This window comes from Desulfothermus naphthae, from assembly GCF_054657475.1.
In genome coordinates this window covers 1-25,674 of sequence record NZ_BAAHYQ010000003.1, presented here as the reverse complement: position 1 = coordinate 25,674, position 25,674 = coordinate 1, and the positions used below count along the sequence as shown (strand labels likewise).

General features: G+C 33.0%; 35 protein-coding genes and 2 pseudogenes. 3 read left to right on the top strand and 34 right to left on the bottom strand.

Going from position 1 to position 25,674, the window contains the following annotated elements; genetic code table 11:
- Positions 1–103 precede the first annotated feature (103 nt).
- The 5 genes and pseudogenes from ACYQ1E_RS11600 to ACYQ1E_RS11580 form a co-directional block, all read right to left on the bottom strand.
- The gene (locus ACYQ1E_RS11600; protein WP_459879438.1) at positions 104–502 is read right to left on the bottom strand and encodes a putative toxin-antitoxin system toxin component, PIN family; all 399 of its coding nucleotides are present in this window, start codon (positions 500–502) and stop codon (positions 104–106) included.
- Positions 486–719: a hypothetical protein gene (locus ACYQ1E_RS11595; protein WP_459879435.1), complete on the bottom strand. Its 234-nt coding sequence runs from the start codon at positions 717–719 to the stop codon at positions 486–488. The genes ACYQ1E_RS11600 and ACYQ1E_RS11595 overlap by 17 nt, the downstream gene beginning before the upstream one ends.
- 131 nt (positions 720–850) lie before the next feature.
- Positions 851–1,135, bottom strand: a complete 285-nt coding sequence (locus ACYQ1E_RS11590; RefSeq protein WP_459879432.1) for a GDP-mannose 4,6-dehydratase — start codon at positions 1,133–1,135, stop codon at positions 851–853.
- A pseudogene (locus ACYQ1E_RS11585) lies at positions 1,086–1,247 on the bottom strand (hypothetical protein); the annotation flags it as partial. The gene ACYQ1E_RS11590 and the pseudogene ACYQ1E_RS11585, both read right to left, overlap by 50 nt.
- Positions 1,248–1,648: 401 nt before the next feature.
- Positions 1,649–2,569, bottom strand: a complete 921-nt coding sequence (locus ACYQ1E_RS11580) for a transposase (protein ID WP_459879428.1) — start codon at positions 2,567–2,569, stop codon at positions 1,649–1,651.
- Between the two features lie 204 nt (positions 2,570–2,773).
- Here ACYQ1E_RS11580 and ACYQ1E_RS11575 point away from each other — a divergent pair, with 204 nt between their 5' ends.
- Both ACYQ1E_RS11575 and ACYQ1E_RS11570 read left to right on the top strand, forming a co-directional pair.
- Complete coding sequence (locus tag ACYQ1E_RS11575) at positions 2,774–2,896, top strand: hypothetical protein (RefSeq protein WP_459879425.1); 123 nt, start codon at positions 2,774–2,776, stop codon at positions 2,894–2,896.
- Positions 2,889–3,242: a type II toxin-antitoxin system PemK/MazF family toxin gene (locus ACYQ1E_RS11570; protein WP_459879422.1), complete on the top strand. Its 354-nt coding sequence runs from the start codon at positions 2,889–2,891 to the stop codon at positions 3,240–3,242. Before ACYQ1E_RS11575 ends, ACYQ1E_RS11570 begins: the two co-directional genes overlap by 8 nt.
- A gap of 321 nt (positions 3,243–3,563) precedes the next feature.
- Here ACYQ1E_RS11570 and ACYQ1E_RS11565 read toward each other — a convergent pair whose 3' ends face one another.
- The 19 genes from ACYQ1E_RS11565 to ACYQ1E_RS11475 form a co-directional block, all read right to left on the bottom strand.
- Positions 3,564–3,695, bottom strand: coding sequence for a hypothetical protein (locus ACYQ1E_RS11565; RefSeq protein ID WP_459881830.1), 132 nt, complete (start codon positions 3,693–3,695; stop codon positions 3,564–3,566).
- Positions 3,696–3,871: 176 nt separating this feature from the next.
- Positions 3,872–4,453, bottom strand: a complete 582-nt coding sequence (locus ACYQ1E_RS11560) for a transposase (RefSeq protein WP_459879419.1) — start codon at positions 4,451–4,453, stop codon at positions 3,872–3,874.
- Positions 4,408–4,920, bottom strand: a complete 513-nt coding sequence (locus tag ACYQ1E_RS11555) for a helix-turn-helix domain-containing protein (RefSeq protein WP_459879416.1) — start codon at positions 4,918–4,920, stop codon at positions 4,408–4,410. Before ACYQ1E_RS11555 ends, ACYQ1E_RS11560 begins: the two co-directional genes overlap by 46 nt.
- An 834-nt stretch (positions 4,921–5,754) precedes the next feature.
- A complete protein-coding gene (locus ACYQ1E_RS11550) occupies positions 5,755–6,693 on the bottom strand; it encodes a hypothetical protein (RefSeq protein WP_459879413.1) in 939 nt (312 codons plus the stop codon).
- A gap of 220 nt (positions 6,694–6,913) precedes the next feature.
- Positions 6,914–7,840: a transposase gene (locus ACYQ1E_RS11545; RefSeq protein WP_459879410.1), complete on the bottom strand. Its 927-nt coding sequence runs from the start codon at positions 7,838–7,840 to the stop codon at positions 6,914–6,916.
- Between the two features lie 482 nt (positions 7,841–8,322).
- Positions 8,323–8,454 (bottom strand): hypothetical protein, encoded by a 132-nt coding sequence (locus tag ACYQ1E_RS11540; protein WP_459879407.1) that lies wholly within the window; start codon positions 8,452–8,454, stop codon positions 8,323–8,325.
- 671 nt (positions 8,455–9,125) lie between these two features.
- Entirely contained in the window at positions 9,126–9,248 is a 123-nt protein-coding gene (locus ACYQ1E_RS11535) for a hypothetical protein (protein ID WP_459879405.1), read from the bottom strand.
- Between the two features lie 780 nt (positions 9,249–10,028).
- On the bottom strand, positions 10,029–10,439 hold the full coding sequence (locus tag ACYQ1E_RS11530; RefSeq protein ID WP_459879403.1) for a type II toxin-antitoxin system VapC family toxin: 411 nt from the start codon (positions 10,437–10,439) through the stop codon (positions 10,029–10,031).
- Positions 10,439–10,669 (bottom strand): AbrB/MazE/SpoVT family DNA-binding domain-containing protein, encoded by a 231-nt coding sequence (locus ACYQ1E_RS11525; protein ID WP_459879401.1) that lies wholly within the window; start codon positions 10,667–10,669, stop codon positions 10,439–10,441. Before ACYQ1E_RS11525 ends, ACYQ1E_RS11530 begins: the two co-directional genes overlap by 1 nt.
- 461 nt (positions 10,670–11,130) lie before the next feature.
- Positions 11,131–12,039, bottom strand: a complete 909-nt coding sequence (locus tag ACYQ1E_RS11520) for a glycosyltransferase family 2 protein (RefSeq protein WP_459879399.1) — start codon at positions 12,037–12,039, stop codon at positions 11,131–11,133.
- Positions 12,036–12,209: a hypothetical protein gene (locus ACYQ1E_RS11515; RefSeq protein WP_459879397.1), complete on the bottom strand. Its 174-nt coding sequence runs from the start codon at positions 12,207–12,209 to the stop codon at positions 12,036–12,038. The genes ACYQ1E_RS11520 and ACYQ1E_RS11515 overlap by 4 nt, the downstream gene beginning before the upstream one ends.
- Before the next feature lie 209 nt (positions 12,210–12,418).
- The gene (locus tag ACYQ1E_RS11510; RefSeq protein ID WP_459879395.1) at positions 12,419–12,607 is read right to left on the bottom strand and encodes a hypothetical protein; all 189 of its coding nucleotides are present in this window, start codon (positions 12,605–12,607) and stop codon (positions 12,419–12,421) included.
- A 218-nt stretch (positions 12,608–12,825) separates the two neighbouring features.
- A complete protein-coding gene (locus ACYQ1E_RS11505) occupies positions 12,826–13,962 on the bottom strand; it encodes a glycosyltransferase family 4 protein (protein ID WP_459879393.1) in 1,137 nt (378 codons plus the stop codon).
- Positions 13,955–15,244 (bottom strand): O-antigen ligase family protein, encoded by a 1,290-nt coding sequence (locus ACYQ1E_RS11500; RefSeq protein ID WP_459879391.1) that lies wholly within the window; start codon positions 15,242–15,244, stop codon positions 13,955–13,957. Before ACYQ1E_RS11500 ends, ACYQ1E_RS11505 begins: the two co-directional genes overlap by 8 nt.
- Positions 15,245–15,342: 98 nt before the next feature.
- The gene (locus ACYQ1E_RS11495; RefSeq protein WP_459879389.1) at positions 15,343–16,635 is read right to left on the bottom strand and encodes a hypothetical protein; all 1,293 of its coding nucleotides are present in this window, start codon (positions 16,633–16,635) and stop codon (positions 15,343–15,345) included.
- A complete protein-coding gene (locus ACYQ1E_RS11490) occupies positions 16,632–17,138 on the bottom strand; it encodes an acyltransferase (RefSeq protein ID WP_459879387.1) in 507 nt (168 codons plus the stop codon). Before ACYQ1E_RS11490 ends, ACYQ1E_RS11495 begins: the two co-directional genes overlap by 4 nt.
- On the bottom strand, positions 17,110–18,372 hold the full coding sequence (locus tag ACYQ1E_RS11485; protein ID WP_459879385.1) for an oligosaccharide flippase family protein: 1,263 nt from the start codon (positions 18,370–18,372) through the stop codon (positions 17,110–17,112). The genes ACYQ1E_RS11490 and ACYQ1E_RS11485 overlap by 29 nt, the downstream gene beginning before the upstream one ends.
- A 24-nt stretch (positions 18,373–18,396) precedes the next feature.
- A complete protein-coding gene (locus ACYQ1E_RS11480) occupies positions 18,397–19,470 on the bottom strand; it encodes an N-acetylneuraminate synthase family protein (RefSeq protein ID WP_459881779.1) in 1,074 nt (357 codons plus the stop codon).
- On the bottom strand, positions 19,463–21,112 hold the full coding sequence (locus ACYQ1E_RS11475) for a cytidylyltransferase domain-containing protein (RefSeq protein WP_459879383.1): 1,650 nt from the start codon (positions 21,110–21,112) through the stop codon (positions 19,463–19,465). The genes ACYQ1E_RS11480 and ACYQ1E_RS11475 overlap by 8 nt, the downstream gene beginning before the upstream one ends.
- 172 nt (positions 21,113–21,284) lie before the next feature.
- On the opposite strand from ACYQ1E_RS11475, the gene ACYQ1E_RS11470 reads away from it, so the two are divergent.
- Entirely contained in the window at positions 21,285–21,455 is a 171-nt protein-coding gene (locus tag ACYQ1E_RS11470) for a hypothetical protein (RefSeq protein ID WP_459881827.1), read from the top strand.
- A gap of 29 nt (positions 21,456–21,484) precedes the next feature.
- Here the strand turns inward: ACYQ1E_RS11470 and ACYQ1E_RS11465 are convergent.
- The 10 genes and pseudogenes from ACYQ1E_RS11465 to ACYQ1E_RS11420 all read right to left on the bottom strand — a co-directional run.
- A pseudogene (locus ACYQ1E_RS11465) lies at positions 21,485–21,652 on the bottom strand (four helix bundle protein); the annotation flags it as partial.
- Positions 21,630–21,899, bottom strand: a complete 270-nt coding sequence (locus ACYQ1E_RS11460; protein ID WP_459879381.1) for a GIY-YIG nuclease family protein — start codon at positions 21,897–21,899, stop codon at positions 21,630–21,632. The pseudogene ACYQ1E_RS11465 and the gene ACYQ1E_RS11460, both read right to left, overlap by 23 nt.
- A gap of 1 nt (position 21,900) precedes the next feature.
- Positions 21,901–22,041: a four helix bundle protein gene (locus tag ACYQ1E_RS11455; protein ID WP_459879379.1), complete on the bottom strand. Its 141-nt coding sequence runs from the start codon at positions 22,039–22,041 to the stop codon at positions 21,901–21,903.
- A 264-nt stretch (positions 22,042–22,305) separates the two neighbouring features.
- The gene (locus ACYQ1E_RS11450; RefSeq protein ID WP_459879377.1) at positions 22,306–22,719 is read right to left on the bottom strand and encodes a PIN domain-containing protein; all 414 of its coding nucleotides are present in this window, start codon (positions 22,717–22,719) and stop codon (positions 22,306–22,308) included.
- Positions 22,709–22,915 carry a hypothetical protein gene (locus ACYQ1E_RS11445; protein WP_459879375.1) on the bottom strand — a complete coding sequence of 69 codons (207 nt, stop codon included), beginning with the start codon at positions 22,913–22,915 and terminating at the stop codon, positions 22,709–22,711. The genes ACYQ1E_RS11450 and ACYQ1E_RS11445 overlap by 11 nt, the downstream gene beginning before the upstream one ends.
- 839 nt (positions 22,916–23,754) lie before the next feature.
- The gene (locus ACYQ1E_RS11440; RefSeq protein WP_459879373.1) at positions 23,755–24,120 is read right to left on the bottom strand and encodes a four helix bundle protein; all 366 of its coding nucleotides are present in this window, start codon (positions 24,118–24,120) and stop codon (positions 23,755–23,757) included.
- A 159-nt stretch (positions 24,121–24,279) separates the two neighbouring features.
- Complete coding sequence (locus ACYQ1E_RS11435) at positions 24,280–24,495, bottom strand: hypothetical protein (protein ID WP_459879371.1); 216 nt, start codon at positions 24,493–24,495, stop codon at positions 24,280–24,282.
- 41 nt (positions 24,496–24,536) lie between these two features.
- Entirely contained in the window at positions 24,537–24,695 is a 159-nt protein-coding gene (locus ACYQ1E_RS11430) for a hypothetical protein (RefSeq protein ID WP_459879369.1), read from the bottom strand.
- An 81-nt stretch (positions 24,696–24,776) separates the two neighbouring features.
- Positions 24,777–25,220, bottom strand: coding sequence for a PIN domain-containing protein (locus ACYQ1E_RS11425; RefSeq protein ID WP_459879367.1), 444 nt, complete (start codon positions 25,218–25,220; stop codon positions 24,777–24,779).
- A complete protein-coding gene (locus tag ACYQ1E_RS11420; RefSeq protein WP_459879365.1) occupies positions 25,217–25,471 on the bottom strand; it encodes a UPF0175 family protein in 255 nt (84 codons plus the stop codon). Before ACYQ1E_RS11420 ends, ACYQ1E_RS11425 begins: the two co-directional genes overlap by 4 nt.
- Positions 25,472–25,674: the final 203 nt, after the last annotated feature.

Sequence of the window (25,674 nt, the reverse complement as noted above, 5' to 3'; positions counted from 1 at the left end):
AAGTCACAATGAGGGAGACATATCCTTTAACATAACAGCTCCATATCTAGGTATCTCTGTCCAGAACAATCAGTTGCTTACGATTGAACTGTAATTGCAGATTTTAGGATTGATTAAATCCTTTAGAAACCAGAGGTTCTTGAAGTTTCTTATCTCCTGTCCACAAATAAGCACCTAATTCCATTGTTAAAGCAACAAATACTGTATCTTTCTCATCCACATCATGACATAGTTCAAAAGCTTTTTTCAAAATCTCTGGAGAAATTAAGTCTTCATTGTAAAAATTTATCAATTTCAATAATTTGTAAAAGGTTATTAAAATTTCATTTTCCGTTAACTTTGAATATTTCAATATTTTCTCTTTGTTTTTAAAAAGCTCCACTATTGCGAAACGACAAGAAAAAAATTCTATCTCTTCTGACAAGAATAAGAAATCCCTTTCTTTACTCTTATGCTTTAGCAATACAGAAAACATAATATTTGTATCAACAACTACTTTCATTTTTTATTCTCTTCAAAATATTTTTTTTATTTTCTTCCCACCACTTTTCTTTAATTTCCTCTGAAAGCCTCCATGCATCCTCTTCAGAAAGTTTACTTTTTAGAGCTATTTTTTCCATTTCAAGTAATTCTATAAAACGCTGCACATACTTGGAAGACATTAAATTTTTTGGAAAACATAAAATCACATTGTCATTGTTAATCTCAATTTTTATCATCTCTAATTTTTCTCCTTTTTTCTAAAGTGTCTGTGGTCAGTAAATCACTCCTACCAATCAAACACACTAACCACTGACTCTATCCCCCTCTACAACTTCTACAACATTTACAACCTCTAACCTTAAGGCTCTCACTCCTCACACCTTCTTACCCTATATCCCCCGTTTTTGAGGTACACTTCCTTCTTGGCCAGTTCAAGGTCCGCGAAAACCATATCCCTTATGAGATCTTCTAAAGTATGCTTTGGCCTCCAGCCGAGTTTTTCCCTGGCCTTCGTGGCATCGCCTATGAGGATATCTACCTCCGTGGGGCGGAAGTACCGAGGATCAACCTCTATCACCACATCTCCTTTCTTAACTCCAGAACTACCTCCTACAACCTCTAGAGCTTCTACAACATCTAAAACTTTCTTCACCACCCCTTTTCCCTGCCATTCGATCTCCAGGCCTATGGCCTATAAGCTTGAAGGCCTTTTCCGCAAATTCTCTTACGGAATGGGTTTCCCCTGTAGCCAAAACGTAATCATCCGGCTCAGGCTGTTAGAGCATCAGCCACATGCCATCTACATAGTCTTTGGCATGTCCCCTTTGTCACTAACGACTTTTTTAAAAATCCCATAATTTCAAGGTGTTTTAAAAAGGACTTAGAACATAGTGCATCACAACAATATTGAAAAGTCCTATCTCCTCATCCATCAAGGCTTAACCCTCATAACTCAAGAACTTGCAATGATTTAAGCTTCTCTAAAAAACGTAAATTTTTTTCACGTTTTTAAAGAGAAAAGCTTAACTCACTATCTACTATATTTAAACCACAAAGCTCTCTTAAAACCGGACCTCGACAATGGGTTAATATTACTTTGGATGCTATATCATACTGCATGGAAGGTTCCTCTTATATAAATAACTCATACAATTTTGATGTAAATCTAAATATTTTGCAACCTCTTTAAAGAATACAACTTTAATTCTCCAATTACTGGCACGAATTGACGTTCTCGCTTACAACCAAGCAAATCTCTTATCTGAACAAAAATTTCCTGGAGAAATCTCTTGCTACCCAATACCCCCGCATCTGTAAAATACCTGCATCTATACCTGAAAACTTCTGCCTTTTTCAACCTGAAATCTTTCTTCCTCTCTTTTTCCACTATCTCCTCTGAAATCACTGCCCCCTTGCCTGCCTCTATCGCTCCTGTCTCATATACAAATTCCCTGTATTTCCTCACTATCTCTTTCTCATCAAACTCATTCCATTCTTTCATTCCAAAATCAACACTTAATAAATTATCTTTATTACCAGACTGAATATAATATCCCAAGGAACACCACCTGTATTCCTCTGGCCTTTTTACTATACCAGCTCGAACTGCATTTAAATCAACATACGCAAGTAAATTAACAAGGGTAAGACCGTCTTCTACAATCAAACTCTTAAAACGCTCTCCCCACAACGTCCCTCGCCGATTATACTTCTTATTATAATACCTGCTAAATCCCTGTTTTATCTCCTTCACATACCACGACAAGCTGCATAACTTCTTCTTAAAACTCTCAAAGTTGGTTCCAGAACCAATTTCTTTTGCTCCATACAATCTCTTATACCGCTCCCTCACATCCTTATCAGACACATCAGACTCAGGATACGTCCTAACTACAAGATGAAAATGATTTCCCATTATGGCAAATCCCAACACATCCACAAAAAATATCTTGCTCCATTTTTTTATAAGCTCAAGCATATATTCTTTGTCTTCATCTCTAAATGGCAAACCCTCCAAAGCTGTTCTGGATATTACATGATATACAGTAGGCTCATCTTCTTTTAAAAACCTTGCTATCCTTGGCATAACAAAACTCCTTATATAAGTATATAAGTGTCTGTGACCTGTTATCTGTGGCAAATTTCGGGAAAAAGAATTTCTTCTTTAATGTTCTAAGTTTTTTTGAAAATAAAACGTTGAACGGGAAAAGTCAAGCATTATTCGCCTGTCCCCTTTTTTTGATTCTCTTCCATCGTTGGTAAGTCCTTATTGAAATCCCTGGGAGAAAAATTGAAAGATGAAAAGAAAAAGAGTTTATTTGATGCCTTTACCTTAGTTGGTAAAGATATTGAAGAGGCAGATGTGGAATATGCCTTTGAAGTTCAAAGAGAAGTACTGGTTGAAAATGACTAAAAAAGTGAGGCGGGGTGAAATTTGGTTGGTTAACTGGAACCCAGGTAGAAGCTCAGAACAACGAGGTTTTAGACCAGCTCTTATTGTTCAAACATATGCTGCCAATTTAAATCCCAATTATCCAAATACAATAGTTGTTGCCATAAGTACAAAAGGTAAGCCTGTACCTTTTCACATTATAGTAGAACCGTCATTGGGAAATGGGTTAAAAAAGAGATCTCACATTAAAGCTGAACAATTGTTAACTATATCAAAGGAGAGGCTTGTTAAGTGTATAGGACTGCTTGAAAGAGAAGTTATGTTTCAGGTGGAAGAATCTATAAAAATAGTTTTGGAGTTAATTTAAGGAGAAGAGAGGGCTTCAATTAAAATAACTCAGTGATCCTATCCGCCTTTTTTTTACAAATCTCTAATCACTAATCACGATTTATTAATCCCTGAGAGCCACATAATGACCTTTATTTCCGTTTTTTGATAAAATTTTGAAATATAGAACTGGTAAAAAAAGACAAAAGAAGGGCTATTTTGTGCGTAATAGAATGTGAGTGGATGCGTATATGCGTGGATGCGCACTTACGTCTCACCTCTACATTTACACGTTAACCCGATAAGCCCATTAACCCATTTATTTACAAAAAATGTGCATTATTCGCATGTCCCCTTTTTCCTATTTTTTTATAAGCTCAAGCATATATTCTTTGTCTTCATCTCTAAATGGCAAACCCTCCAAAGCTGTTCTGGATATTTCATGATATACAGTAGGCTCATCTTCTTTTAAAAACCTCGCTATCCTTGGCATAACAAATCTCCTTATGGAAGTGTCTGTTATCTGTGGTCTGTAACTGATTTGGGGAAAAAGGTTTTTTGTTCAATGTTCTAGGTTCAAAGTTTTAATTTCTAGGTTTTACATTTTTGAAACATTGAACATTGAACATAGAACGTAGAACGTTGAACTTTTAAAGTTATACCAATTGCTCATGGTAAAGTCATATTTGAAAGAGACTGAAATGCATTCATAATCCAATTCCAGCATGTTAATCTTTTCACTTTATCAGGATACGATGCAAGGTTTTTAAGCACTTCTTCGACAGCACGTTTTTTAGCTTCCAGGTCAGAATAAATCTTTCCCTCTACTTGGCGACGCACTTCTTCAAATACTCTCTCAGCAGGGTTTAGCTCTGGAGAATAAGGCGGCTGTTGAATCAAAGTTAAACCTACTTCCTTTACAGGCTGTGAATTATGGCTCCTGGCTCTGTCCCATACAACTGCTTCTATCTTTTTATCTTGCCATCTTTGAACTGCTTTGGCTACATCCTCTCCTTTCATACTCTCTATCCAACACCACTCAAGACCACCTCCCATAACATCTACCCCTAAGGCCAGATATGTCCACTTGTAATCAATTTGTACTTTTTGCTCTACCTTTACCCCTCTTGGTGCCCACACTTTCCTTACCTGTCCTCGAAGCCCTATCCGCATCTCATCTGCCCATACAACTTTCTTCTCCCCTGTTATCCCATACTCCCTAAGAGCTGAAGCAAGCCCCCTTTTTTCCACTCCTTTTGTGCCTCGGCACAGGCTTTTTCTGCTTTCGGCCTTGGAACTTTCTTCTTGATACCAAGCCGAACAAACAACGATCGCATCCCCCAGTAGCTGTATTTGACTTTGAACTCTTTCGCTACCCACTCTACAGCATCTTGTATCGTTTTAAAGACTCCTTCTGCTGCCTTAGCTTTCAATTGCTCCTTTTGCTCTGCACTCAACCAGCATTCTCTCCCCTGTCGCCCTCCTTTCTTTCGTCGCCTCACTTCTTCTATACCCCCTGACCTATACCATGCTATCCTACGTCGAAGCGTTCGTTCATGGATACCTAAAACTTTTTTCACCTCTGCTACTGAATACCCTTTCCTCAAAAGCCAAAATGCATGCAATCGAGAACGTATCTCAACATCTTGTTCTCTTTTATACAATTCCAATAATTCCTTTTCCCCCTCTCGCCATTCTATATTCATCCTCTTAGACATCATTAACCCTCTCATCTGAAACTGGAGGCCTTTTATTTTATAATATGTCTTTTCCAAAGGCAAATGGTATTATTTAAAGTCAAGCATTATTCGCCTGTCACCTTTTTCCTCTATTGTGGAATCCACAACTAAGAGAGGTGTATGAGCGAGAAAAGCGAAAAGGTAATAAAAATAGAGCAACTTTGGCAGTTGCACGAAAATTAGTGGCTTATCTTTTAGCCGTAGATAAAAATAAAAGGCCTTTTAAGATGAAAGAATTTTGAAAATGAGTTAGACGGGTCGGATGTCACTTCTTTTGCATTTGCAGGTTTTATAGGTACCTACACTCAAAAAAAAAGCGCCATCCGACCCTTAATGCACATAAAGTAATATTTTTTTACAGTCTTCCTGCCGGACCTCTCGAAAGGGACTGTATGATCCGGTAAAACGGAGATATACCTATCGTCTGTTTAGAGGCCGGCAGGTTTTACCCAAACTTAATCTTCTGCGATGGCAACAAAAAAACATTTGTCCAATAAAAGGTAAAGTCCTGGACAAATGTTGCCTGAGGCAGCAAATGGATGTCTGGCTATTAATGTGCCAAAAGTGCACTTAATAATTAATTAGCCATAAGTACTAGATTAAAAAGACTGGCAAAAAATATACTCTAAAAACGCCACCAGGAAGGTTTACTGGGAGGGTGCTGGGAAAACTCCGTCTTCCCTCTTGACATACTTATCATGGATGTCCCTTTTTTTCTATAAAAAAGAAAATTAAAAACAAATAAATTAGCTTCTTCATAAATCCCCTCCTATTTCAAAAAAATAGTTAATAAAACACTTTTCAGAAAAAAACTTATGTTAAAGCAATTTTTAATTTATTTTCAAATTCTTCCAATGAATTAACTCGCATAGCTACCTTAAACAAACCTTTTACCACCTCTCTACTATCTATTTCCTTGATCTTTTTTGCAATAGAGCGAGGTATGATCCCAAAACGCTCTTCTAAGGCATCTAATAACATTTCCTGGGCATCTAACAATAATCCTTGTTGAATCCCTTGCTGAATCCCTTGCTGAATCCCTTGCTGAATCCCTTGTCGAATCCCTTGCTGAATCCCTTGTTGGATTCCTTGTTGGATTCCTTCTTCAAAACCCTCTTTTTTTATTATTTCATATGCTGCTGATTCTATCATTATATCCCTCCTCCTCTTAATCAACTTAAGGGGTATCTCTTTGGATATTAAGCCACTCAATATGGCCATACCTGTTAATAAATCTGACTTATACTCCCTGCTCTCTTCACTCTCATAAATCCCTCTCTCTGCTTCTTCTATTAATTCTTCGCCCCCTTTCATCAAAGGAACAAATGGATACAGACATCTAAGACCCTTTTTAACCACTTCTCTTGCTTCAACCTCATATAATTTTATCACCTTATACCTAAAATCCACCTCATTGTCATGATAATAATCTACCACTCCGTAACATCTCTTTAACTCTATCATTATTGTCTCTATCTCAAGACCTTCTTCTAAAATATGACGACATCTCGTCTCTAATGTCCTCAATGGCAAATAGCTTTTCCACTGGGTTATTAATTCTAATAACACTAGCTTCTCTGTTCCATCCTCAAAAAAGGCCCTTAAAACAAAATCTGATCTCCTGACTGATGCTGTCTCCTGGGGACGCACTTCTATTAACTCTGCATCCTTTATATTTAATCCACATAACTGACGCAACACCATATTCCTGCAATGAGTCAATATCACCTTTGACGCTATATCATATTGCATTTAAATTCCCCTTATATAGTCTCCTTAAATCCTGCTCTAAACTCAAATTAAATTTTTTGCAACCTCAGAAAATATTAAATTAAACACCTCTATCTTTGGAGTAATCAATGATTTGAGATTAGTAATTCGATTGATTATATTTATGTGTTAACTATCAGTAAATATAGGCGGATATAATAATCCCTCTCTTCCATATTCACGAATCACAAATCACGATTCACTATCCACTGCTTCCCTGCAACCTCTTGAGCGAATACACCCCAAAATCCCTAAGTACTGGCACAAACTTTCTATCCTTTTTTGAACCCAACAAATCTTTCATCTCCCAAAAAACTCTCTGCACAAAATTCTTACTTCCAAGTACCCCCGCATCTGTAAAATACCTGCATCTATACCTGAAAACTTCTGCCTTTTTCAACCTGAAATCTTTCTTCCTCTCTTTTTCCACTATCTCCTCTGAAATCACTGCCCCCTTGCCTGCCTCTATCGCTCCTGTCTCATATACAAATTCCCTGTATTTCCTCACTATCTCTTTCTCATCAAACTCATTCCATTCTTTCATTCCAAAATCAACACTTAATAAATTATCTTTATTACCAGACTGAATATGATATCCCAAGGAACACCACCTGTATTCCTCTGGCCTTTTTACTATACCAGCTCGAACTGCATTTAAATCAACATACGCAAGTAAATTAACAAGGGTAAGACCGTCTTCTACAATCAAACTCTTAAAACGCTCTCCCCACAACGTCCCTCGCCGATTATACTTCTTATTATAATACCTGCTAAATCCCTGTTTTATCTCCTTCACATACCACGACAAACTGCATAACTTCTTCTTAAAACTCTCAAAGTTGGTTCCAGAACCAATTTCTTTTGCTCCATACAATCTCTTATACCGCTCCCTCACATCCTTATCAGACACATCAGACTCAGGATACATCCTAACTACAAGATGAAAATGATTTCCCATTATGGCAAATCCCAACACATCCACAAAAAATATCTTGCTCCATTTCTTTATAAGCTCAAGCATATATTCTTTGTCTTCATCTCTAAATGGCAAACCCTCCAAAGCTGTTCTGGATATTACATGATATACAGTAGGCTCATCTTCTTTTAAAAACCTCGCTATCCTTGGCATAACAAAACTCCTTATGTAAGTGTCTGTTATCTGTGGTCTGGGGCTGATTTCGGAAAAAAGGGGTTTTTGTTCTATGTTCTAGGTTCAAAGTTTTAGATTCTAGGTTTTACATTTTTGAAACATTGAACATAGAACGTTGAACTTTGAAAGTCAAGCATTATTCGCCTGTCACCTTTTTCCTTGGCATAACAAATCTCCTTATGGAAGTGTCTGTTATCTGTGGTCTGTAACTGATTTGGGGAAAAAGATTTTTTGTTCTATGTTCTAGGTTCAAAGTTTTAGGTTCTAGGTTTTACATTTTTGAAACATTGAACATAGAACGTAGAACGTTGAACTTTTAAAGTCAAACATTATTCGCCTGTCACCTTTTTCCCTCTTATCAGACACATCAGACTCAGGATACGTCCTAACTACAAGATGAAAATGATTTCCCATTATGGCAAATCCCAACACATCCACAAAAAATATCTTGCTCCATTTTTTTATTTTTTTATAAGCTCAAGCATATATTCTTTGTCTTCATCTCTAAATGGTAAACCATCCAGCGCTGTCCTGGATATTACATGATATACTGTAGGCTCATCTTCTTTTAAAAACCTCGCTATCCTTGGCATAACAAAACTCCTTATGTAAGTGTCTGTTATCTGTGGTCTGGGGCTGATTTCGGAAAAAAGGGGTTTTTGTTCTATGTTCTAGGTTCAAAGTTTTAGATTCTAGGTTTTACATTTTTGAAACATTGAACATAGAACGTTGAACTTTGAAAGTCAAGCATTATTCGCCTGTCACCTTTTTCCTTGGCATAACAAATCTCCTTATGGAAGTGTCTGTTATCTGTGGTCTATAACTGATTTGGGGAAAAAGGTTTTTTGTTCTATGTTCTAGGTTCAAAGTTTTAGGTTCTAGGTTTTACATTTTTGAAACATTGAACATAGAACGTAGAACGTTGAACTTTGAAAGTCAAGCATTATTCGCCTGTCACCTTTTTCCTTGGCATAACAAATCTCCTTATGGAAGTGTCTGTTATCTGTGGTCTGTAACTGATTTGGGGAAAAAGGTTTTTTGTTCTATGTTCTAGGTTCAAAGTTTTAGGTTCTAGGTTTTACATTTTTGAAACATTGAACATAGAACGTTGAACTTTGAAAGTCAAGCATTATTCGCCTGTCACCTTTTTCCTTGGCATAACAAATCTCCTTATGGAAGTGTCTGTTATCTGTGGTCTGTAACTGATTTGGGGAAAAAGGTTTTTTGTTCAATGTTCTAGGTTCAAAGTTTTAGGTTCTAGGTTTTACATTTTTGAAACATAGAACATAGAATGTAGAACGTTGAACGTAGAACTTTTACAGTCAAGCATTATTCGCCTGTCACCTTTTTTGTCGTCCCCTTTTTTGTCCTTTGCTCTTGTTTTCATTTTTTTACCTCCTAAAAATTGTATAATATAATACAAATTTGCACAAAATCAAGTTTTTGGATTTAAAAAATGTGCACTATTTGCATGTCCCCTTTTCCTTTTTTTTGTTCTTTGAAACATTGAACATAGAACGTAGAACGTTGAACTTTTAAAGTCAAACATTATTCGCCTGTCACCTTTTTCCCTTGGCATAACAAATCTCCTTATGGAAGTGTCTGTTATCTGTGGTCTGTAACTGATTTGGGGAAAAAAGGTTTTTTGTTCAATGTTCTAGGTTCAAAGTTTTAGGTTCTAGGTTTTACATTTTTGAAACATAGAACATAGAACGTTGAACTTTGAAAGTCAAGCATTATTCGCCTGTCACCTTTTTCCCTCTACTGCGATCGTCTGTTTAGAGGCCGGCAGGTTTTACCCAAACTTAATCTTCTGCGATGGCAACAAAAAAAACATTTGTCCAATAAAAGGTAAAGTCCTGGACAAATGTTGCCTGAGGCAGCAAATGGATGTCTGGCTATTAATGTGCCAAAAGTGCACTTAATAATTAATTAGCCATAAGTACTAGATTAAAAAGACTGGCAAAAAATATACTCTAAAAACGCCACCAGGAAGGTTTACTGGGAGGGTGCTGGGAAAACTCCGTCTTCCCTCTTGACATACTTATCATGGATGTCCTTTTTTTTTGTTCAATGTTCTAGGTTCAAAGTTTTAATTTCTAGGTTTTACATTTTTGAAACATTGAACATAGAACGTAGAACGTTGAACTTTTAAAGTCATTTAAAGTCAAGCATTATTCGCCTGTCCCCTTTTTTTCTTTGGGAAATAGGTACGGTATCGTCTGGAATCCCTGGTAAGAAGAATATACCTACAGACAGCTGCATGGGCTCCAATGTAAAAATCGGGAAGAGGAGAAGTTTTCTTTCCATTTCTTTTTTTGTAAGCTAAAAAACATTTTCCAGCTAAAAAAGCAGCTTCCCAGGGAAGGGGTTCTCTTATAAAAATATCGGATGGAAGAGCTTCTTCTACTTCTTCAATTTTTTCAAAACCTATAGAAATCTCAGCATAAATTATAGGATTTATTACCAATATATCATTTTCAACACATTCTACAAGACGAGAAGCAGACCATTCAAACCAGTTTGGATCTTCGGTAAGCACATCCAATAAAACATTGGAGTCCACTAAAAAAGGCATCAATTTTTTCCTCTTGTAAGATCCATTATTTCATCTGTACTCAAACGGATTGTTGCTTTACCTCTTAAATGTTTTATAAGCTGTTCACCTTTGCCTGGAGCTGTTTTCTTTTTTATCAGTTTAAGAGAGTTTCCATCAGAAATAAATTCTACTTCTGTCCCCGGAAAAAATCCCAATTTATTTCTTAATTTCTGAGGAATAGTAACTTGTCCTTTAGCTGTAATTTTCATATTTAATCTCTCTTGTAAGAATTTTATAGTAAAAATCTTACAAATTTGATATTATTTTGTCAAAGAAAAAGACTAAAAGAAGGAAAGTGAACTACTTTGTCCTTGCCTTTTTTCTTTCGGGCTTATTCTTCTTTTCTTCCTTTCTAATCACAAATTACCAATCACTCTAAATACGACGCCCTGTCCTCTAAGAGCCACGTAATGCCCCTTATTTTCGTCTTTTGGTGTAAATTTGATTAATAAACAGGTAGGGATTTGGCCAAAAAACAAAATAAGGGCTATTTTGTGCCGAATAAGATGTGAGTTAATGGGTGGATGAGTAGATGCGCAATTAGGTCTCATTCTCGCCTCAACCCACTAACCCAACAAACCCACAAACTCAATAAACTCATAAACCCAAATAAATTGTGTATTATTTGCATGTCCCCTTTTTTCATTTTCCCTTATTTTTCCTTTTCCAATCAATCCCACCACTTACTGTGCATACTTAGCTTTTTTATTATATTTTTAGGTAATCTATGATAATTATATCCTAGCTTATAACCAATGTACTTAGACATATTGCGAACACAAAACTCGGGGAGTAAATGATAGTAATGATTGCTTAATATAAATTTTAGCTCCGACAGTATATATTTCTTACCTTCACCAGTAGCCTTACCAAAAGTATCAATTAACCAGCGTTCCCGTCTGTGAAATACTCCTATATCAAAATATCTTTTCAATTCTTGAAAAATTGTATAATTATGAGAGTGATAAACCTTAGCCTCAGCTTCATAAGCAACTTTATATCCTTTCAAAAGCATCTTTGCCACAGCATAAGAATCTTCACCGAAAATCAATCCCTCCTTAAACCATCCAATTTCCTCTAAGACCGACCTACGATAGGCCGCAAAAGAATTAGAACAAAAACAGGTTTTCAAGCCATATTTTTCTTTATCATTTAAGCTTCGCACAGAGGACTTATCGGAATAATTAAAAAGCCTCAAGTGTTTTGCAAAAGGTGTTGCCTCAGGATATGGCAATTGACGCCCAAATGCCACTCCTAACTTTTCGTCTTTATAAAAAGGCTTAACCAAATTTTCTATAGCATATTTATCATAAGGCAATGCATCTTGTGTTAAGTAAACCAAAATATCACCTTTAGCCATTTTCCCCGCTTTAGTCCGTGTTCCACCATGATCAAATTCTTGTTGGTTAATAATTAATACTTTGGTACCAAAGGATTTAGCTATTTTAATAGTATTATCTATTGAAGAAGAGTCAATAATTATAATTTCCTTATCTTCTGTTGTCTGTTGATGTAAAATTTTCAACAACTTTGGTAAAATTTTTTCAGCATTATAAGTAGGAATAATTATAGAAATCAACTTCTTCTTAAAACCTCCTCAAATACTTTTAAAATTTGCCTTGATGTTTTTTCCCAGCTAAACAACTTAGCTCTTTCTAGTCCTTTTTGAATTAAAGTTTTCCTTAAATTTTCATCTATTAAAACTTTATAAATACCCTCTGCGATGCTGTCAACATCATAAAGATTCACATAATAAGCTGCGTTGCCACAGATTTCGAGCAAAGAAGCAATATTCGAGGATTAGTCGGCTGTCACCCTTTTTATACTTATAACTGCTGCCTTACTCCACCATGACCTTTCTTCCTCTTCCCAGCCTTTCCCTTTCCTTTGCTTGCCCTTCGCCTACAATAAGGATTATCTGATGACGGAGGTTGGTTTGAATTGGAAGAGTTACGCTTTCATAACTTTTCAACAATCCTTTTAAGTTCCTTAACTCGTTCCAAAAGCTCCGCTATCGTCTTTTCACGTTCAATTATAAAACGCCGAACCGATGAGGGGATTGCATTCCAGTCTTCTTCTGAAAAAGGTAATTCCAAAGCTTCTGCACTTGATGAAATATCAACAGTGACTGTTTTTCTCTTTTTCACTCTTTTCTTTTAAAATCACTACTTTCTTTACACTAAAAAACACACTAAAACAAAAATTTATCCAGCATTATGGCATCCTGTGAACGTTTACGCATCGACTATCATAGAGGTCCCCTTTTTCTCCCTTTTGCAACCTCAGAAAGTATTAAATTAAACACCTCTATCGTTGGAGTAATCAATGATTTGAGATTCGTAATTCGATTCGGTATATTGGCGTATTAACTATTGTGCATTATTTGCCGGTCCCTTTTTTTTAGTTCCATAAATAGATTTTGAATTTCTAATGCTACTCTTTTTATATCATAATTTTTTAAAACCTTTAACTTTGCATTAAGACTAATATATTTTAAATCATCTATGTTTTCAATTATATTTATTAATTTCTTGGCCATCAATTTTGCATTATTTGGTTCGACTAAAAAACCTGTCTTATTTTCATCAATAATCTCTAATGGACCACCTGCAGCTGTAGCTAGGACTATACATCCAGCTGCCATACCTTCGATAACAGTTCTTCCAAAAGGTTCACTTGTCATTGTGGGTACAACTAATATATCAGTCTCAGATAATAAAGCGGGTATATCTCTTCTAATACCAAGAAATTCTACATTATCAATTTTTTCATTAATGACTTTTTGCTTTAAATTTGCTAAATATTCTGGTTTTGAACTAGCTGGACCACCTATGAATTTAAAAATAACATTGGGATGTTTAGCCAATACTATAGGTATAGCTTCCAAAAGAACATGCTGACCTTTCCACTTCTCAAATCTTCCTATACAACTTACTACTATATTATTTTTTTGTGTGTTTCTTGGTAAATTTAGATATTCTTTTAAATTTATTCCGTTATATATAACTCTTGTATTGTTACAACAAAATGATTCTTTAACCGCATTTGAGATTGCAATAGTTTTAGTAGACAACTTGCAAACAACTTTTTTAACAAGATTATCAAGTATACCATTACCTAATATTTCTCTAAGGTGCAATACTAGAGGCACTTTTGTTAAATAAGCACCTAAAGCACCTTGAATATTTAAACTAGTATTAACATGGACAATATCAGGTCTTTCTTTTTTTATAATTTTCATTATACTAAATACATTAGGTATAAATTTTAATAAAAATAGAAAAGTTCTTTTAGAATATAACTTCTTTGGAGGACCTATAAAATCAACTTCGTATACCGACAAAAAAAGTTTTTTATAATTTTGGATCATTGGATCATTCTTTTTTAAAATCATTATAGGGCGAATAATCTTCTTATCAATTGAAGCAACAAGTTCGTATAATGATTTATCAGATCCACCAAAAATATCAGATGTATAATGTATAAAAATAACTTTAAGCATTTTTTTCTATTCTTTTCGTAATAACATAAATAGTCATTGCAATATAAAACATTATTACTGATATTAAATCGTGAGCAACCGATAACGAATTAAAAAAAATTAAATTTATCATAACGAAAGATAGTAGTTCTTGATTAATCCCAAATTTTAAAATAAGTAAAACAAGAGGTAATATAAAAATAAATACATAAATCAAAATACCTAAAAATGCACCAAAATATCCCATTAGAGATAATAGTGTATTATGGACGGTTATACCTCTTTGTTTAGAAGTATCTACAGTAAAATTCAAATACCCTTTACCAAATATTAAGTTATTTTCAATAACATTTATTGCTGCAATATATGTTTCTATTCTTTCTTTAAAAGTACTTGCTTTAGATGGAGCAGATATACTTTCTACTGTAAAGTCAATTTTTCTTTTTATTGCTGAATTTTCATAATCAAAATTAGGTAAAATAATATATGTAAAAAATATTAAAAATATGACAATACTAACAGTAAAATATATTATTTTTTTAAATATTAAAGATTTAATAATCATCTTAATATTAATAAAAAATAGCATTAATAAAATAAAAAAAGCTGTTTTTGATAACGTTAAAAAAATATATAAAAATATTATTATATCAAATGAATGATTTTCAATATCTAAATGTTTTTTTAAAGTTATACTAATATATAATAAAAAAAGTAAAAATAATGCCCATCTATTTGCATCTAATAAAAATCCTGTCAGTCTCCAAGGGAAAACCATATTACCAGATTTTCTCAAAAAGATTTTAATGTCTGTAAATTGAGGATGAAATTTGATTAATAATTCCAATATTATAGAAAATACTAAGAAAATACTTAAAGTTTTTATTGCATAAATAATAATTTTTCGATATTTTAATACTTTATAAAATTGTGTTTTGACATAAGTTTTACTAAAGTAAATATTATAATACAAAGTAAATATTAAAATGAAAATTAATAAAATAAATACAGATGGATGTAACTCTATGGAATTATTAATTATTGAAATAATGGAAAGCATGACTATTAAAGTCAATACAAATAACGGTATAAAAACATGTCTATTAATTTTACTTTTAATTAAATAATAGCTTAATAAATAAACAGAAAAAAACGTTATAATCCTACCGAATATTTTCAAATAAGCAAGATAAGGGAAAACTTTATTTATAAATAAAGGATGGACAGACAAACCTATAGAAAACATTAGTACAAATAGTATAATCATTATATGATATGAATAATCTCTATATTTAGATATCAAAACTTACCCCTTTCCTTAAATAAAGCGACTTCTATCTTGACACTGAGGGAAATTACATTTTTCATTTTTTCCTGGTGTATTATTCTAAAGGGCTAACTCTAAAAAATAATACTTTTTATTATAAGTTTATAACATTTAATAAAATTATCCATATACTCTATTCCTGGTAAATTAAACAAAATAGTCTTACATCCGAACTCAACACCTTCATATAAAGCAGTTGAAAAAACACCTGCTTGATAGTCACTCTCTGCTAACAATCTATACAGATTAACATCTTCAACAACTTTAACGTTGGCTTTCTTCTTCAACTTTAATAAATTTGGATACTCATTAATTTTACCATATTCCTCCGGATGTAACTTAAATATAATTGAAAATTTTTTAAATCTATCATAGTTATCCAATATTTTTTTTGCCATCTTATCCGTCAAAACACTCTGTCCCAATACTACCATCTGATTCTTGATCTTTCTTAAGGATGAATATTTTTTCTTTTCAATCTCCAAAAACTTAAAGGGATAAATATTTATCTTACAGTTTTCAGGGAATTTTATTAAATTAGCCCAGTAATCATTCCACACCCAAAATTCATCTGGAAAGTAACTAAGATTTTTTTTATTTGGATAAGAATAACCCAAATGATACTTGCTAAAGGTACCATGCTGCAATTCAATAACCTTTACACCCATATCCTTAGCCGCCTTCACTAACTCAGGCCTACCGTAACTAACAACCAAAAATATCTTCTCTGGAGAAATCTTTTCTAAGATTCTTTTGTAGATTTGATATGCTGGAATAAATTTTTTCACTCTATCTACTAATAGCTTTGATAGATTAAAACTTGAAATACCTATCTCTTTTTGTATTCTCTTTAGAAAATCAAGTTGCGTTCTACTTATATTTATACTCAAAAATTTAGCCTTTAAATTTCTATATAAAACTATGTAATCGAGATATCTTTTGTAAGATTTAAACTTTCTTACATGTTTTCCTTTAAATGGTTCTTCAAACTCTATAAAACTTTTCTGCTTATTCATTAAGTCTTCAATTAAATAATGAGTGTATATATCGATCGTTTCTCCATTTACAATCTTGCTTCTTGGATGAGAAAAGACTAAATATTTAACATTTCTAAAATTCAGGAACGGATTACGTATCACCGAATTTTTAACAAGATAAAATATGGATCTTAACTTTTCTTGTTTACTCATTCCCCGTTGAAGCTTTTTTTCAAATATACCTAAATATCGTCCTAATCCATAGTATATTTCCAGCCTATGAGCCTGCCAGGGCTTTATCCCCTCTATTTCAAAATCAAGCAAATTGTACTTATCTTCTAAATACCAAATGAATTCGCAAAGCTCTTTAACAGTCCTTATACTAATCAATGGAATTTCCCCTCTTTCTTTAATTTTTCATAATGTTCAATATCCCTATATTTAAACACCTTGGCAGGATGACCTCCTGCAACTGCATATTTTGGGATATCCTTAACAACAACACTTCCAGCTTGAATAATAGCACCCTCGCCGATTTTAACTCCACCTAAAATAATCACTCTATCTCCTAACCACACATTATCTTCAATAATAACATCCTTAACAATATAAGTATCGTCATAAGGTATAGCTTTTCCTTTATCATAATTGTGAACGTCTGTAATAATTAAACAATCTTCACCGCAGTGAAAATTATTTCCAACTATTACCTTTCCCTTTGCTTTGATTTTTATTCCATTAAAATTAACGTTTTTACCAAGGATAGTATTTTTAGTAACCCGAGAATATTTATTCACTTTTAGTGGTTCCTTATAGACTTTAACTGTCTTTATAATTTTCCTCTTAAAATAGAAACGCAAAAGATTAATTAGAATTCTCTTTAGGAACCTCATAAAATCCCCCTTTATCAGCAAAAACATATCTTGAACTACTAAGTTTTTTAACGTAAAACAGAGTAACAAAAAACATAAAAAGAAAAGATAAAAATGTAGCCTGAGCCGCTCCCACAAATCCATTTAACTTAATTAAAAAGCAATTCAATATTAAATTGAGCAAACTAGTACTGAATGTTATATACATAAAAATATTCGTTTTCCCTTCACTAACAACTACATTATAAAAAATCTGATACCATCCCCTAAAAACAAAAGCCAAACTTATCCAGAAAATAATAGATCTTCCACTTAAATATCTTGAGTGAACAATTAAAGGAAATATTAAATAAGAACCTAACCAAACAGTAATTCCTAAAAACAAAAAACCAATCATTAAAAGATAAATTGCTTTACTTATATTAACTCGTTTTGCCAAATTTCTATACATCCAAGGGTTAATTGCCATAATTATTGCGTTAATTAATATCATGGTAATTGATCCAAACTGACAACCGATCGCATAAAAACCTACTTCTTTTAGACCAACTATTTGCTGAACAAAAACTCTATCAGAAAGGAATATGATACTCCCTCCTAACAAATGGAATATCAGTGGGAGAGAAACTGAATATATTTCCCTTAGAGGATACAATCCTTCAAACAAAGAAAACTTTTTTCCTATAGAATAAAAAGAAAAGAACATAGTAAAAAGTTGGGCAATTAGAATTCCATAAATTAAACTCTTCCAACCTTCGTTAAAAACAATTAATAAAATAAGAGTTATCAAAAAATTCAAAAATGTAATAAGAATTTGAATAATTCCATATTCAATAGCTTTTTCTTCATTTCTCAAAATTGTTAAGTTAAATAAATTTATTGTTTGAGCATAGATAATAATAGGCATTATGTATAAAGTTTCGTTTGGTATCCCTAAAGGGTTATCGAAAAACATACTTATTACAAATACTCCCAGCATTCCTAAAAGAACATTTAAGTGTAAAACAATGATTAAAGATGATATTGTTTTAGATAATTCTTCTTTTGAAACTTTAAAGAAGTTCTTTGTAATGTTAATATCTAACGACATCCTAACAAAAGGAGAAAGGAAAGACAAAAAGACTTGATACATCCCGTAAATTCCATATTCACGAGGCGTTAAATATTGTGTAATAATAGGTAACAATAAAAAAGGAATAGCCTTGTTTATTATTTCTGTTCCTATGTAAACGCAAGAATTTTTTATAATTTTCATAGTAATTATTACAAGAGTTTTGTACTATTTACTATCTATTAAAATCATTCTCCACTTCAAAATTTCATCTTCATGTATATCCATTATAGCCTTTTTCCCAACAACCTTATCAATAAACTTGGGACTTATTCCATGTGCAGGCCTTTTCCAAGTCAAATCTTCATATTCAATCACCTTCCCCTTAGAAATAAACTTCTTAGCAACTAAACTTCTTCTTGCATTTTTTCGAGCTGGTTCCTCAGAAGATAAAGCATATTTTCTAAAATCTCCAAGCAACTCAAAAATTCTTTCCAAGTTACTTTTAAAAATTTTTAAGTCTTCCTTGTCCATAGCATGATAATGATCATTACCCGGTAGAGTTTTATCGAAAGTAAAATGTTTTTCAATAATTACAGCACCAAGCAAAGTAGCAACCTCTAAAGTTTTCATATCTTTAGGCAAAGTATGATCAGAATAACCTATGATCTTATCCGGAAATTTTCTCTTCAAATCAAAAATCATTCCAAGATTTGCGTTTTTATCTTCAGTTGGGTAATTTAAAACGCAATGGAGTAAAGCTAACGGATTACCATATTTTTCTATCCAAAAAGCAGCTTCTTCTATTTCCCAAATATAGGAAGCTCCTGTAGAAAGGATAATGGGCTTCTCAAATTTACAAATATATTCTATAAAGGGCTTATTAGTAATATCAGAGGAAGATATTTTAAAGGCAGGCATTAGATCGTTCAAAAATTTTGCAGACTCTAAATCAAAAGGTGTACTTAAAAATTCTATACCCACATCATCACAGTATTTTTTTAATTCTTCAAACTCCTTTTTCCAGAATTTATCATATTTTTTGAAGAGTTCATATTGGCTTTTGGTACGTTCTTTTGTTGTATCCCAATAGGCTGGTGAATATTTAGAGGCAAGAGTTTCTGCTTTATAACTTTGAAATTTTATTGCATCAGCTCCTCCATCTTTTGCCTCTTCTATTAAACGTTTAGCTAAATCCATCTTACCTTCGTGGTTAACTCCCGCTTCTGCAATAATATAGGGGACATAAAGTCGTTGATCATATGGATTGAAATCCCTAAAAAGCTTTAAAAGCTTACTCATTTTTTCCTCCATTATTTTCAATTATAGATTTTATAAGATTAATAACTCTCTCTCTACCCTTTCTAACTTCTTTGGAAAGCATCAATCGATTCATTAATTTTCTTTCTTCAACGTTATTAATAAGTCTTTTAAATACATCCAAAATTTCTTTATTTGATACATTTATTCCTAAACCCATATTAATAAATCCATTCTCAGAATTTGCGAAAAAGTGCGTTAGTTCTCTTTCATTTTGCGCCAAAACTATAGTTGGAGTCCCTATACAAGCTATTTCATATATAGTCCTTCCTGCTGAAGTAAAAATAACATCAGCATCTAACATATATTGAGAAATATTTTTTACATTTTCAAAAATTTCGATATCTTCAAAATTTGATAAAGAATCTTGGTATTTATAACCTAAACCTAAAATAACCTTAATTTTTGTTCCCTGTTGCACACAGTAATCATAAATACTTTTCAATGTTTTAAGAGTAAGATTGTTAGGATCTGTACCTCCAAATGTAATTAGCACATTTTGTACTTCGCAAGACACATTTTTAAATTTGGAATAAATAAATTCATCACGTGGTACAAAATATTTATATCCAAAATAATGATTTGGAAGAGGCTCTCGTTCAGGATAGAGAGAATTTATAACAAGATCCGCATATCTTGCTCCTTCCCCTAAATCTTCAAAATTGATAACCGTATAACCTTTATTTTTAAGTGACAGGACATATTCCTTAGAAGTATCTAAAATATCATTGATGACCACATCCGGATCTATCTTTTCAATATCATTTAAAATATTTTCAGATTGCTGTAAAATAACAGGATAATTATACTCTTTTATTTTTTGCAATCCCAATATACTTTTTTTATCAACTAAAAACAGGAGATCATGCGCTGTAATATTATTTGCTATTATTAAAGTCCTGTACACATGTCCTAAACCTATTTCTCTATAACCTGACACTACAAATAAAATTTTTTTCTTATTTAATAGATATTCACATAGATTCCAATCTTCATAAGTATCTATATCAATAGCTTCTCTTTCCGAAAGAAGATATAGATTTATATTTTTACCTATTCTCGTCCCATATTTTAAAAGATTTTCTGTTCTACAGATAATAAATCCGCCTGTCTCTAAATAAACAGGATCTAAAAATTGCCTATTAATTCTTTCTTTATATAGTGGCACAAATTGTCCATGCTCTTTTTTCCACATTAAATGGGCAAATTTTTTGGCAGATATAATCGTATCGTATTGGGAATCAAGAAATTCTTTGATAGCACTTATTAAAGTCCTTGCTTTAAGAAGAGGTGAAGTTGGTTGTATAGTGATTATATAGTCATATAACCGCTCGTTCTCTTTACTTAAAAACTTATAAGCCTCTAAAACTACTTCGTCTAAAGTAGTTTTATCATCCGCGAGTTCCTTTGGACGTCTATGAATTTTAGCTCCAAACTTTTCTGCTATAGCGATAATTTCTTCATCATCACTACTAACATAAACATCAATATCAAAATTTTCAGCAACTTTTAATCCTGTTTTTATAGGATAATAAATTAAAGGTTTTCCTGCTAAATTTCTAATATTTTTTCTTGGAATTCCTTTTGAACCACCTCTTGCAGGTATTACAATTAAGCCTTTCATGAACTACTCCTAAACTCAAATTTCTCCCGCCCCAAAACCCGCACCAGATAGGGCAAAGTAATTAGTGGCAAAATATAATTCGCCCCCTGGAGAACGGAAAGGGAAAGGAAGTTTTCCAGGAGGCGGCGTTTGTCGGTGTCTTGGAGTTTGGACTTTAGATTAGTGAGCATGGGTGTTTTTTGAGGTTTTAGAGGGTTTAGAGGCTCTAGAGGTTGTAGAGGTTGTAGAAGGGGTAGAGGTTGTAGAAGTTCTAGAGGCTTTAGAAGTTGTAGAGGGGGTAGAGGTTTTAGAGGGGGTAGATGTTGTAGAGGTTAGGGATTTGATTAGTTGGTTTAGAAGGTAGCTTATTTCGCTCAATTTGGATTCAAAGGCATTATATGCTTCCTCCGTCATATATCCTAAATCTTTAAACAACAAAAGAAAATATCTTAATTCCTCCAGAGAGCCTCTGGAAATATAAAGATACCTTAAAAATTCCTTTTTACTTTTCTTAGAATGTCCTTTACCCTGTGGAATACTAAACCGAATATCCTTCTTCATTTAAAAATCCTCTTAATCTGTTTTTTAGATACCGCTTACCATAACTACTTTTTAAATACTTCTCTCTACGTAAAGCATCTTGCTGATTCAGACAGGCTTCATAATAAATTAATTTTAAAGGTCTTCTGAATTTTGTTGATTTAACTTTTCCTTCATTATGCATTTGCACTCTATTTTTAAGATTTGCTGTATATCCTACATAAAAGTTCCCATCTTTTTCACTTAGTAAAACATAAACATAAAACATTTTATTCCACAGGGTGAACAATATTCGCTGGCACAGAATAAGCCGCCCTTTTTATTTGATCTACTAGAGAATAAGTTCTGACCTGGGAAAATCTTTTGTCAATCTGTAAACTCCTAGCACCATCTCGTGAGCCTTCTGCCAAACTACTAAATCCTTCCAGCTATTTGCCATCTACAACCTCTATCCCTTCTACAACCTCTACAACCTTTACAACTTTTACAACCTTTACAACCTTCCTACATGGAAAGTTCTATGTTCTACGTTCTATGTTCAATGTTCTGGGTTCCTTAAACGTTGAACTTTGAACCTTGAACGTTGAACCTTAATAAGAAGTTCTAAGTTCTAGGTTCTATGTTTATGGGTTTATTGGGTTTGTAACCCTCTAACTCTCAACCCTATAACCCAATTATCCCCCAAACGGATTTACTACCTTTAACCTTCCTTCAATTATCTGCCCATCCTGCATGTCTTCTGTATATAAAATAGAACAATCATTTTCTAGAGCTGAAGCTACTATAAGACTGTCCCAGTAAGAAAATTTATACCTTTTCTTAATATTCATTGCTCTTTTAATATTCTTCTTTGTTATTAGCACAAAATCAAAAATTTCCATAAATCCATCAGCATATGCAAAAATATCTTCTAAAAATAATAAATTTTTCTTTATCAAAACAGCAACAAATTCATTAATAACTTGAGAACTAATCATTATATGGTTAGCTTTGTCTATCAATAGTTGCCTAGCTATATCACATTTTATGGAATTTTCACATACAGCATAAATTAATATATTAGAATCTACAAAAAAACTATCGCTCATGAGCCTCTTCTCTATTAAATTTATAATTATAAGGCAATTTCCCTTTGGGTTTCATAAATAATTTTTTTAACTCTTTAACTTTATTTATTCTTTTACTATATCTAAACAATAAAAACTGATAAAACTCCATCAATTCTTTCTTTGCCTCATTAGGTAAGATTTCAAGGTCTAATTGTTCTTGATTGAATTCTTGCATATTTTCACCCTCCAAGGGTTTGGTGTTCAAGGTTCTAGGTTCAAAGTTCAAAGTTCAAGGTTCAAAGTTCAAAGTTCAAGGTTCTAGGTTCTAGGCTTTTTAAACGTTGAACTTTAATAACAAGTTCTAGGTTCTATGTTCTAGGTTTCTTAAACGTTGAACCTTAAACCTTGAACGTTGAACTTTAATAACAAGTTCTAGGTTCTATGTTCTACGTTCTAGGTTCTATGTTCTAGGTTTCTTAAACGTTGAACCTTAAACCTTGAACGTTGAACTTTAATAACAAGTTCTAGGTTCTATGTTCTACGTTCTAGGTTCTATGTTCTAGGTTTCTTAAACGTTGAACCTTAAACCTTGAACGTTGAACTTTAATAACAAGTTCTAGGTTCTATGTTCTACGTTCTAGGTTCTATGTTCTAGGTTTCTTAAACGTTGAACCTTAAACCTTGAACGTTGAACTTTAATAACAAGTTCTAGGTTCTATGTTCTACGTTCTAGGTTCTATGTTCTAGGTTTCTTAAACGTTGAACCTTAAACCTTGAACGTTGAACTTTAATAACAAGTTCTAGGTTCTATGTTCTACGTTCTAGGTTCTATGTTCTAGGTTTCTTAAACGTTGAACCTTAAACCTTGAACGTTGAACTTTAATAACAAGTTCTAGGTTCTATGTTCTACGTTCTAGGTTCTATGTTCTAGGTTTCTTAAACGTTGAACCTTAAACCTTGAACGTTGAACTTTAATAACAAGTTCTAGGTTCTATGTTCTACGTTCTAGGTTCTATGTTCTAGGTTTCTTAAACGTTGAACCTTAAACCTTGAACGTTGAACTCATATTTTAGGTTATCTTTTTCTGTTTGAATTTTTTAAATAACGAATAAAACCATTTATTAAGTTTGTTAGCTTTAAACACTGTTCAGAAATTTTGTTAAAGACTTTATTATCTATATACCCAATATCTAAAGCTGCATAGCTTAGACTTTTTACTTCTGAAACAGATGCTCTAGCTATTATTAAAAATTGAATAAACTCTTTATTACTGCCTCGATCAAATCCTTCTGCTATATTTGACATCACTGAAATAGCTGCCCTCTGAATTTGATCTCGAAAACCATAATCTTTTATACCTCTAAATTCTTGATATATAGCTTTAACTAAAAATCGTGCTTCTTTCCATGCTTCTATGTCTTCAAATTTTTCAATTATCATGCTTTTTAAAGTTCTAAGTTCTATGTTCTAGGTTCTATGTTCTAGGTTTCTTAAACGTTGAACTTTGAACTTTGAACGTTGAACCTTGAACTTTTCCATCTACAATCTCCGTCCATTTCGCCTTTGGTCTCTAGCCTCTGACATGACCACCCACACTGATCACTCATTATCCTTCAGCCCGCCAAAAACATTATCAAAAAATTTATCTTTGTCCAGCATTTTTTGCCATTCTCTATGACGTTTCACTCTTTCAATTCTTTTCTTTCTTGGTTGATTTAAAAATCTAAAAGTTTCTATAGGACCTAAGGTATCCATTAGTACTTTTATAGATTTTCTAATTAACGTATCTTCATCCATATATCTCTCAGCTTTCATTGCAAATCCTCCTTTATACAAAAATCCACAGGATTACCACATCAAACTTTTATTTTGTACCTTCTACATTTATTGATAAGTTTTCTATCACATGAAACAAATTCAGCTCCTGCCTTCTCTGCAAAGGCTACATGGGCAGCATCTGCAATTCCAAACTTCAATTTTACCAATTCTTCAGCCCGTTTTCTGACATCTTTCATAATGCGTTAATATACCCATTCACCCATCTACTCATCTCCGACCTCTACAATAAAGGTTCATCTAGCATTGATAAAACTTTGTTAACTATCTCTTGACTTATACGAAAATTGATACGTTTTTTCATTTGAATTATTAATGACCTCACTTTCTTCCACTATACTCTTTTCTTTTGCTAATATCAAAATACCAAGCGTCCCTATTACCTTTAATCCTTGCTTTTCAGCTATTTTTCTGGCTTGTTTGTCGTCTAAAATTACTCTATCTATTCCCTTTTCAAGGGCAAAAGCTATCACCTCACTCTCTCCAACATCAAGATATAAATTGAGAACTTTTACAAGACTTTTATTTTTTACTTTTCTTACTTTAATAAAATCTGCTTTTGGTATTTCTTTGTTTGCTATCGCAAAAACCTCTTCGTAGACCGCTTGAGGGATTAATATTTCCGAAAAAAGTTTCTTTAATATGTCCAGTCTATTGACACTTGCTAAAGCAATTATGGGAGAAGAATTACAAACCACAATCATTTAAACCACTCCAGATTTTTAAGATCTCTTTCTACTTCTTCTTCATCATAATTAAGAGACATATCTTCTTCTTTCAAAAGGCTCATAAATTCAAATCTTGTTAAACCACACATTTCTGCCGCTTTTCCTATACCTATAATGCCCTTCTCGTAAAGCTTCAGGGCGAGAAGCTTTAAAAGTTCTTCTTTTTTTCTTTTCTCAGGAAGTTTTATAGCTTCTTCTACTGTGTCTGGGATAGTTATGTTAAGCATAATTACCTCACATAATGAAAAATATTATTTAAAACTATATATAGCTTGTCACGCAGTTTGGTTTTTGTTGGTGTTAGTGTTGGCTCTACCACTATCACTACCACTACCCCCTAGTCTGTGATCTGTGTGGGTGATCTGTATATGTTGATCTGTATATGTTATCTGGGTCTTATCTGTTTCTCACACTCACACTGATCACTCAC

Bases quoted from the DNA above. Each gene is read 5' to 3' on its own strand.
- ACYQ1E_RS11600 (WP_459879438.1), bottom strand. From the start codon at position 502: ATGAAAGTAGTTGTTGATACAAATATTATGTTTTCTGTATTGCTAAAG.
- ACYQ1E_RS11550 (WP_459879413.1), bottom strand. From the start codon at position 6,693: ATGCAATATGATATAGCGTCAAAGGTGATATTGACTCATTGCAGGAAT.
- ACYQ1E_RS11555 (WP_459879416.1), bottom strand. From the start codon at position 4,920: ATGTCTAAGAGGATGAATATAGAATGGCGAGAGGGGGAAAAGGAATTA.
- ACYQ1E_RS11435 (WP_459879371.1), bottom strand. From the start codon at position 24,495: ATGAAAGCTGAGAGATATATGGATGAAGATACGTTAATTAGAAAATCT.
- ACYQ1E_RS11530 (WP_459879403.1), bottom strand. From the start codon at position 10,439: ATGCCTTTTTTAGTGGACTCCAATGTTTTATTGGATGTGCTTACCGAA.
- ACYQ1E_RS11525 (WP_459879401.1), bottom strand. From the start codon at position 10,669: ATGAAAATTACAGCTAAAGGACAAGTTACTATTCCTCAGAAATTAAGA.
- ACYQ1E_RS11565 (WP_459881830.1), bottom strand. From the start codon at position 3,695: ATGCCAAGGATAGCGAGGTTTTTAAAAGAAGATGAGCCTACTGTATAT.
- ACYQ1E_RS11540 (WP_459879407.1), bottom strand. From the start codon at position 8,454: ATGCCAAGGATAGCGAGGTTTTTAAAAGAAGATGAGCCTACAGTATAT.
- ACYQ1E_RS11480 (WP_459881779.1), bottom strand. From the start codon at position 19,470: ATGAGTAAGCTTTTAAAGCTTTTTAGGGATTTCAATCCATATGATCAA.
- ACYQ1E_RS11425 (WP_459879367.1), bottom strand. From the start codon at position 25,220: ATGATTGTGGTTTGTAATTCTTCTCCCATAATTGCTTTAGCAAGTGTC.
- ACYQ1E_RS11485 (WP_459879385.1), bottom strand. From the start codon at position 18,372: ATGAAAATTATAAAAAATTCTTGCGTTTACATAGGAACAGAAATAATA.
- ACYQ1E_RS11490 (WP_459879387.1), bottom strand. From the start codon at position 17,138: ATGAGGTTCCTAAAGAGAATTCTAATTAATCTTTTGCGTTTCTATTTT.
- ACYQ1E_RS11505 (WP_459879393.1), bottom strand. From the start codon at position 13,962: ATGCTTAAAGTTATTTTTATACATTATACATCTGATATTTTTGGTGGA.
- ACYQ1E_RS11475 (WP_459879383.1), bottom strand. From the start codon at position 21,112: ATGAAAGGCTTAATTGTAATACCTGCAAGAGGTGGTTCAAAAGGAATT.
- ACYQ1E_RS11535 (WP_459879405.1), bottom strand. From the start codon at position 9,248: ATGAAAACAAGAGCAAAGGACAAAAAAGGGGACGACAAAAAAGGTGAC.
- ACYQ1E_RS11545 (WP_459879410.1), bottom strand. From the start codon at position 7,840: ATGCCAAGGATAGCGAGGTTTTTAAAAGAAGATGAGCCTACTGTATAT.
- ACYQ1E_RS11430 (WP_459879369.1), bottom strand. From the start codon at position 24,695: ATGAAAGATGTCAGAAAACGGGCTGAAGAATTGGTAAAATTGAAGTTT.
- ACYQ1E_RS11450 (WP_459879377.1), bottom strand. From the start codon at position 22,719: ATGAGCGATAGTTTTTTTGTAGATTCTAATATATTAATTTATGCTGTA.
- ACYQ1E_RS11420 (WP_459879365.1), bottom strand. From the start codon at position 25,471: ATGCTTAACATAACTATCCCAGACACAGTAGAAGAAGCTATAAAACTT.
- ACYQ1E_RS11440 (WP_459879373.1), bottom strand. From the start codon at position 24,120: ATGATAATTGAAAAATTTGAAGACATAGAAGCATGGAAAGAAGCACGA.
- ACYQ1E_RS11445 (WP_459879375.1), bottom strand. From the start codon at position 22,915: ATGCAAGAATTCAATCAAGAACAATTAGACCTTGAAATCTTACCTAAT.
- ACYQ1E_RS11570 (WP_459879422.1), top strand. From the start codon at position 2,889: ATGACTAAAAAAGTGAGGCGGGGTGAAATTTGGTTGGTTAACTGGAAC.
- ACYQ1E_RS11460 (WP_459879381.1), bottom strand. From the start codon at position 21,899: ATGTTTTATGTTTATGTTTTACTAAGTGAAAAAGATGGGAACTTTTAT.
- ACYQ1E_RS11580 (WP_459879428.1), bottom strand. From the start codon at position 2,569: ATGCCAAGGATAGCAAGGTTTTTAAAAGAAGATGAGCCTACTGTATAT.
- ACYQ1E_RS11595 (WP_459879435.1), bottom strand. From the start codon at position 719: ATGATAAAAATTGAGATTAACAATGACAATGTGATTTTATGTTTTCCA.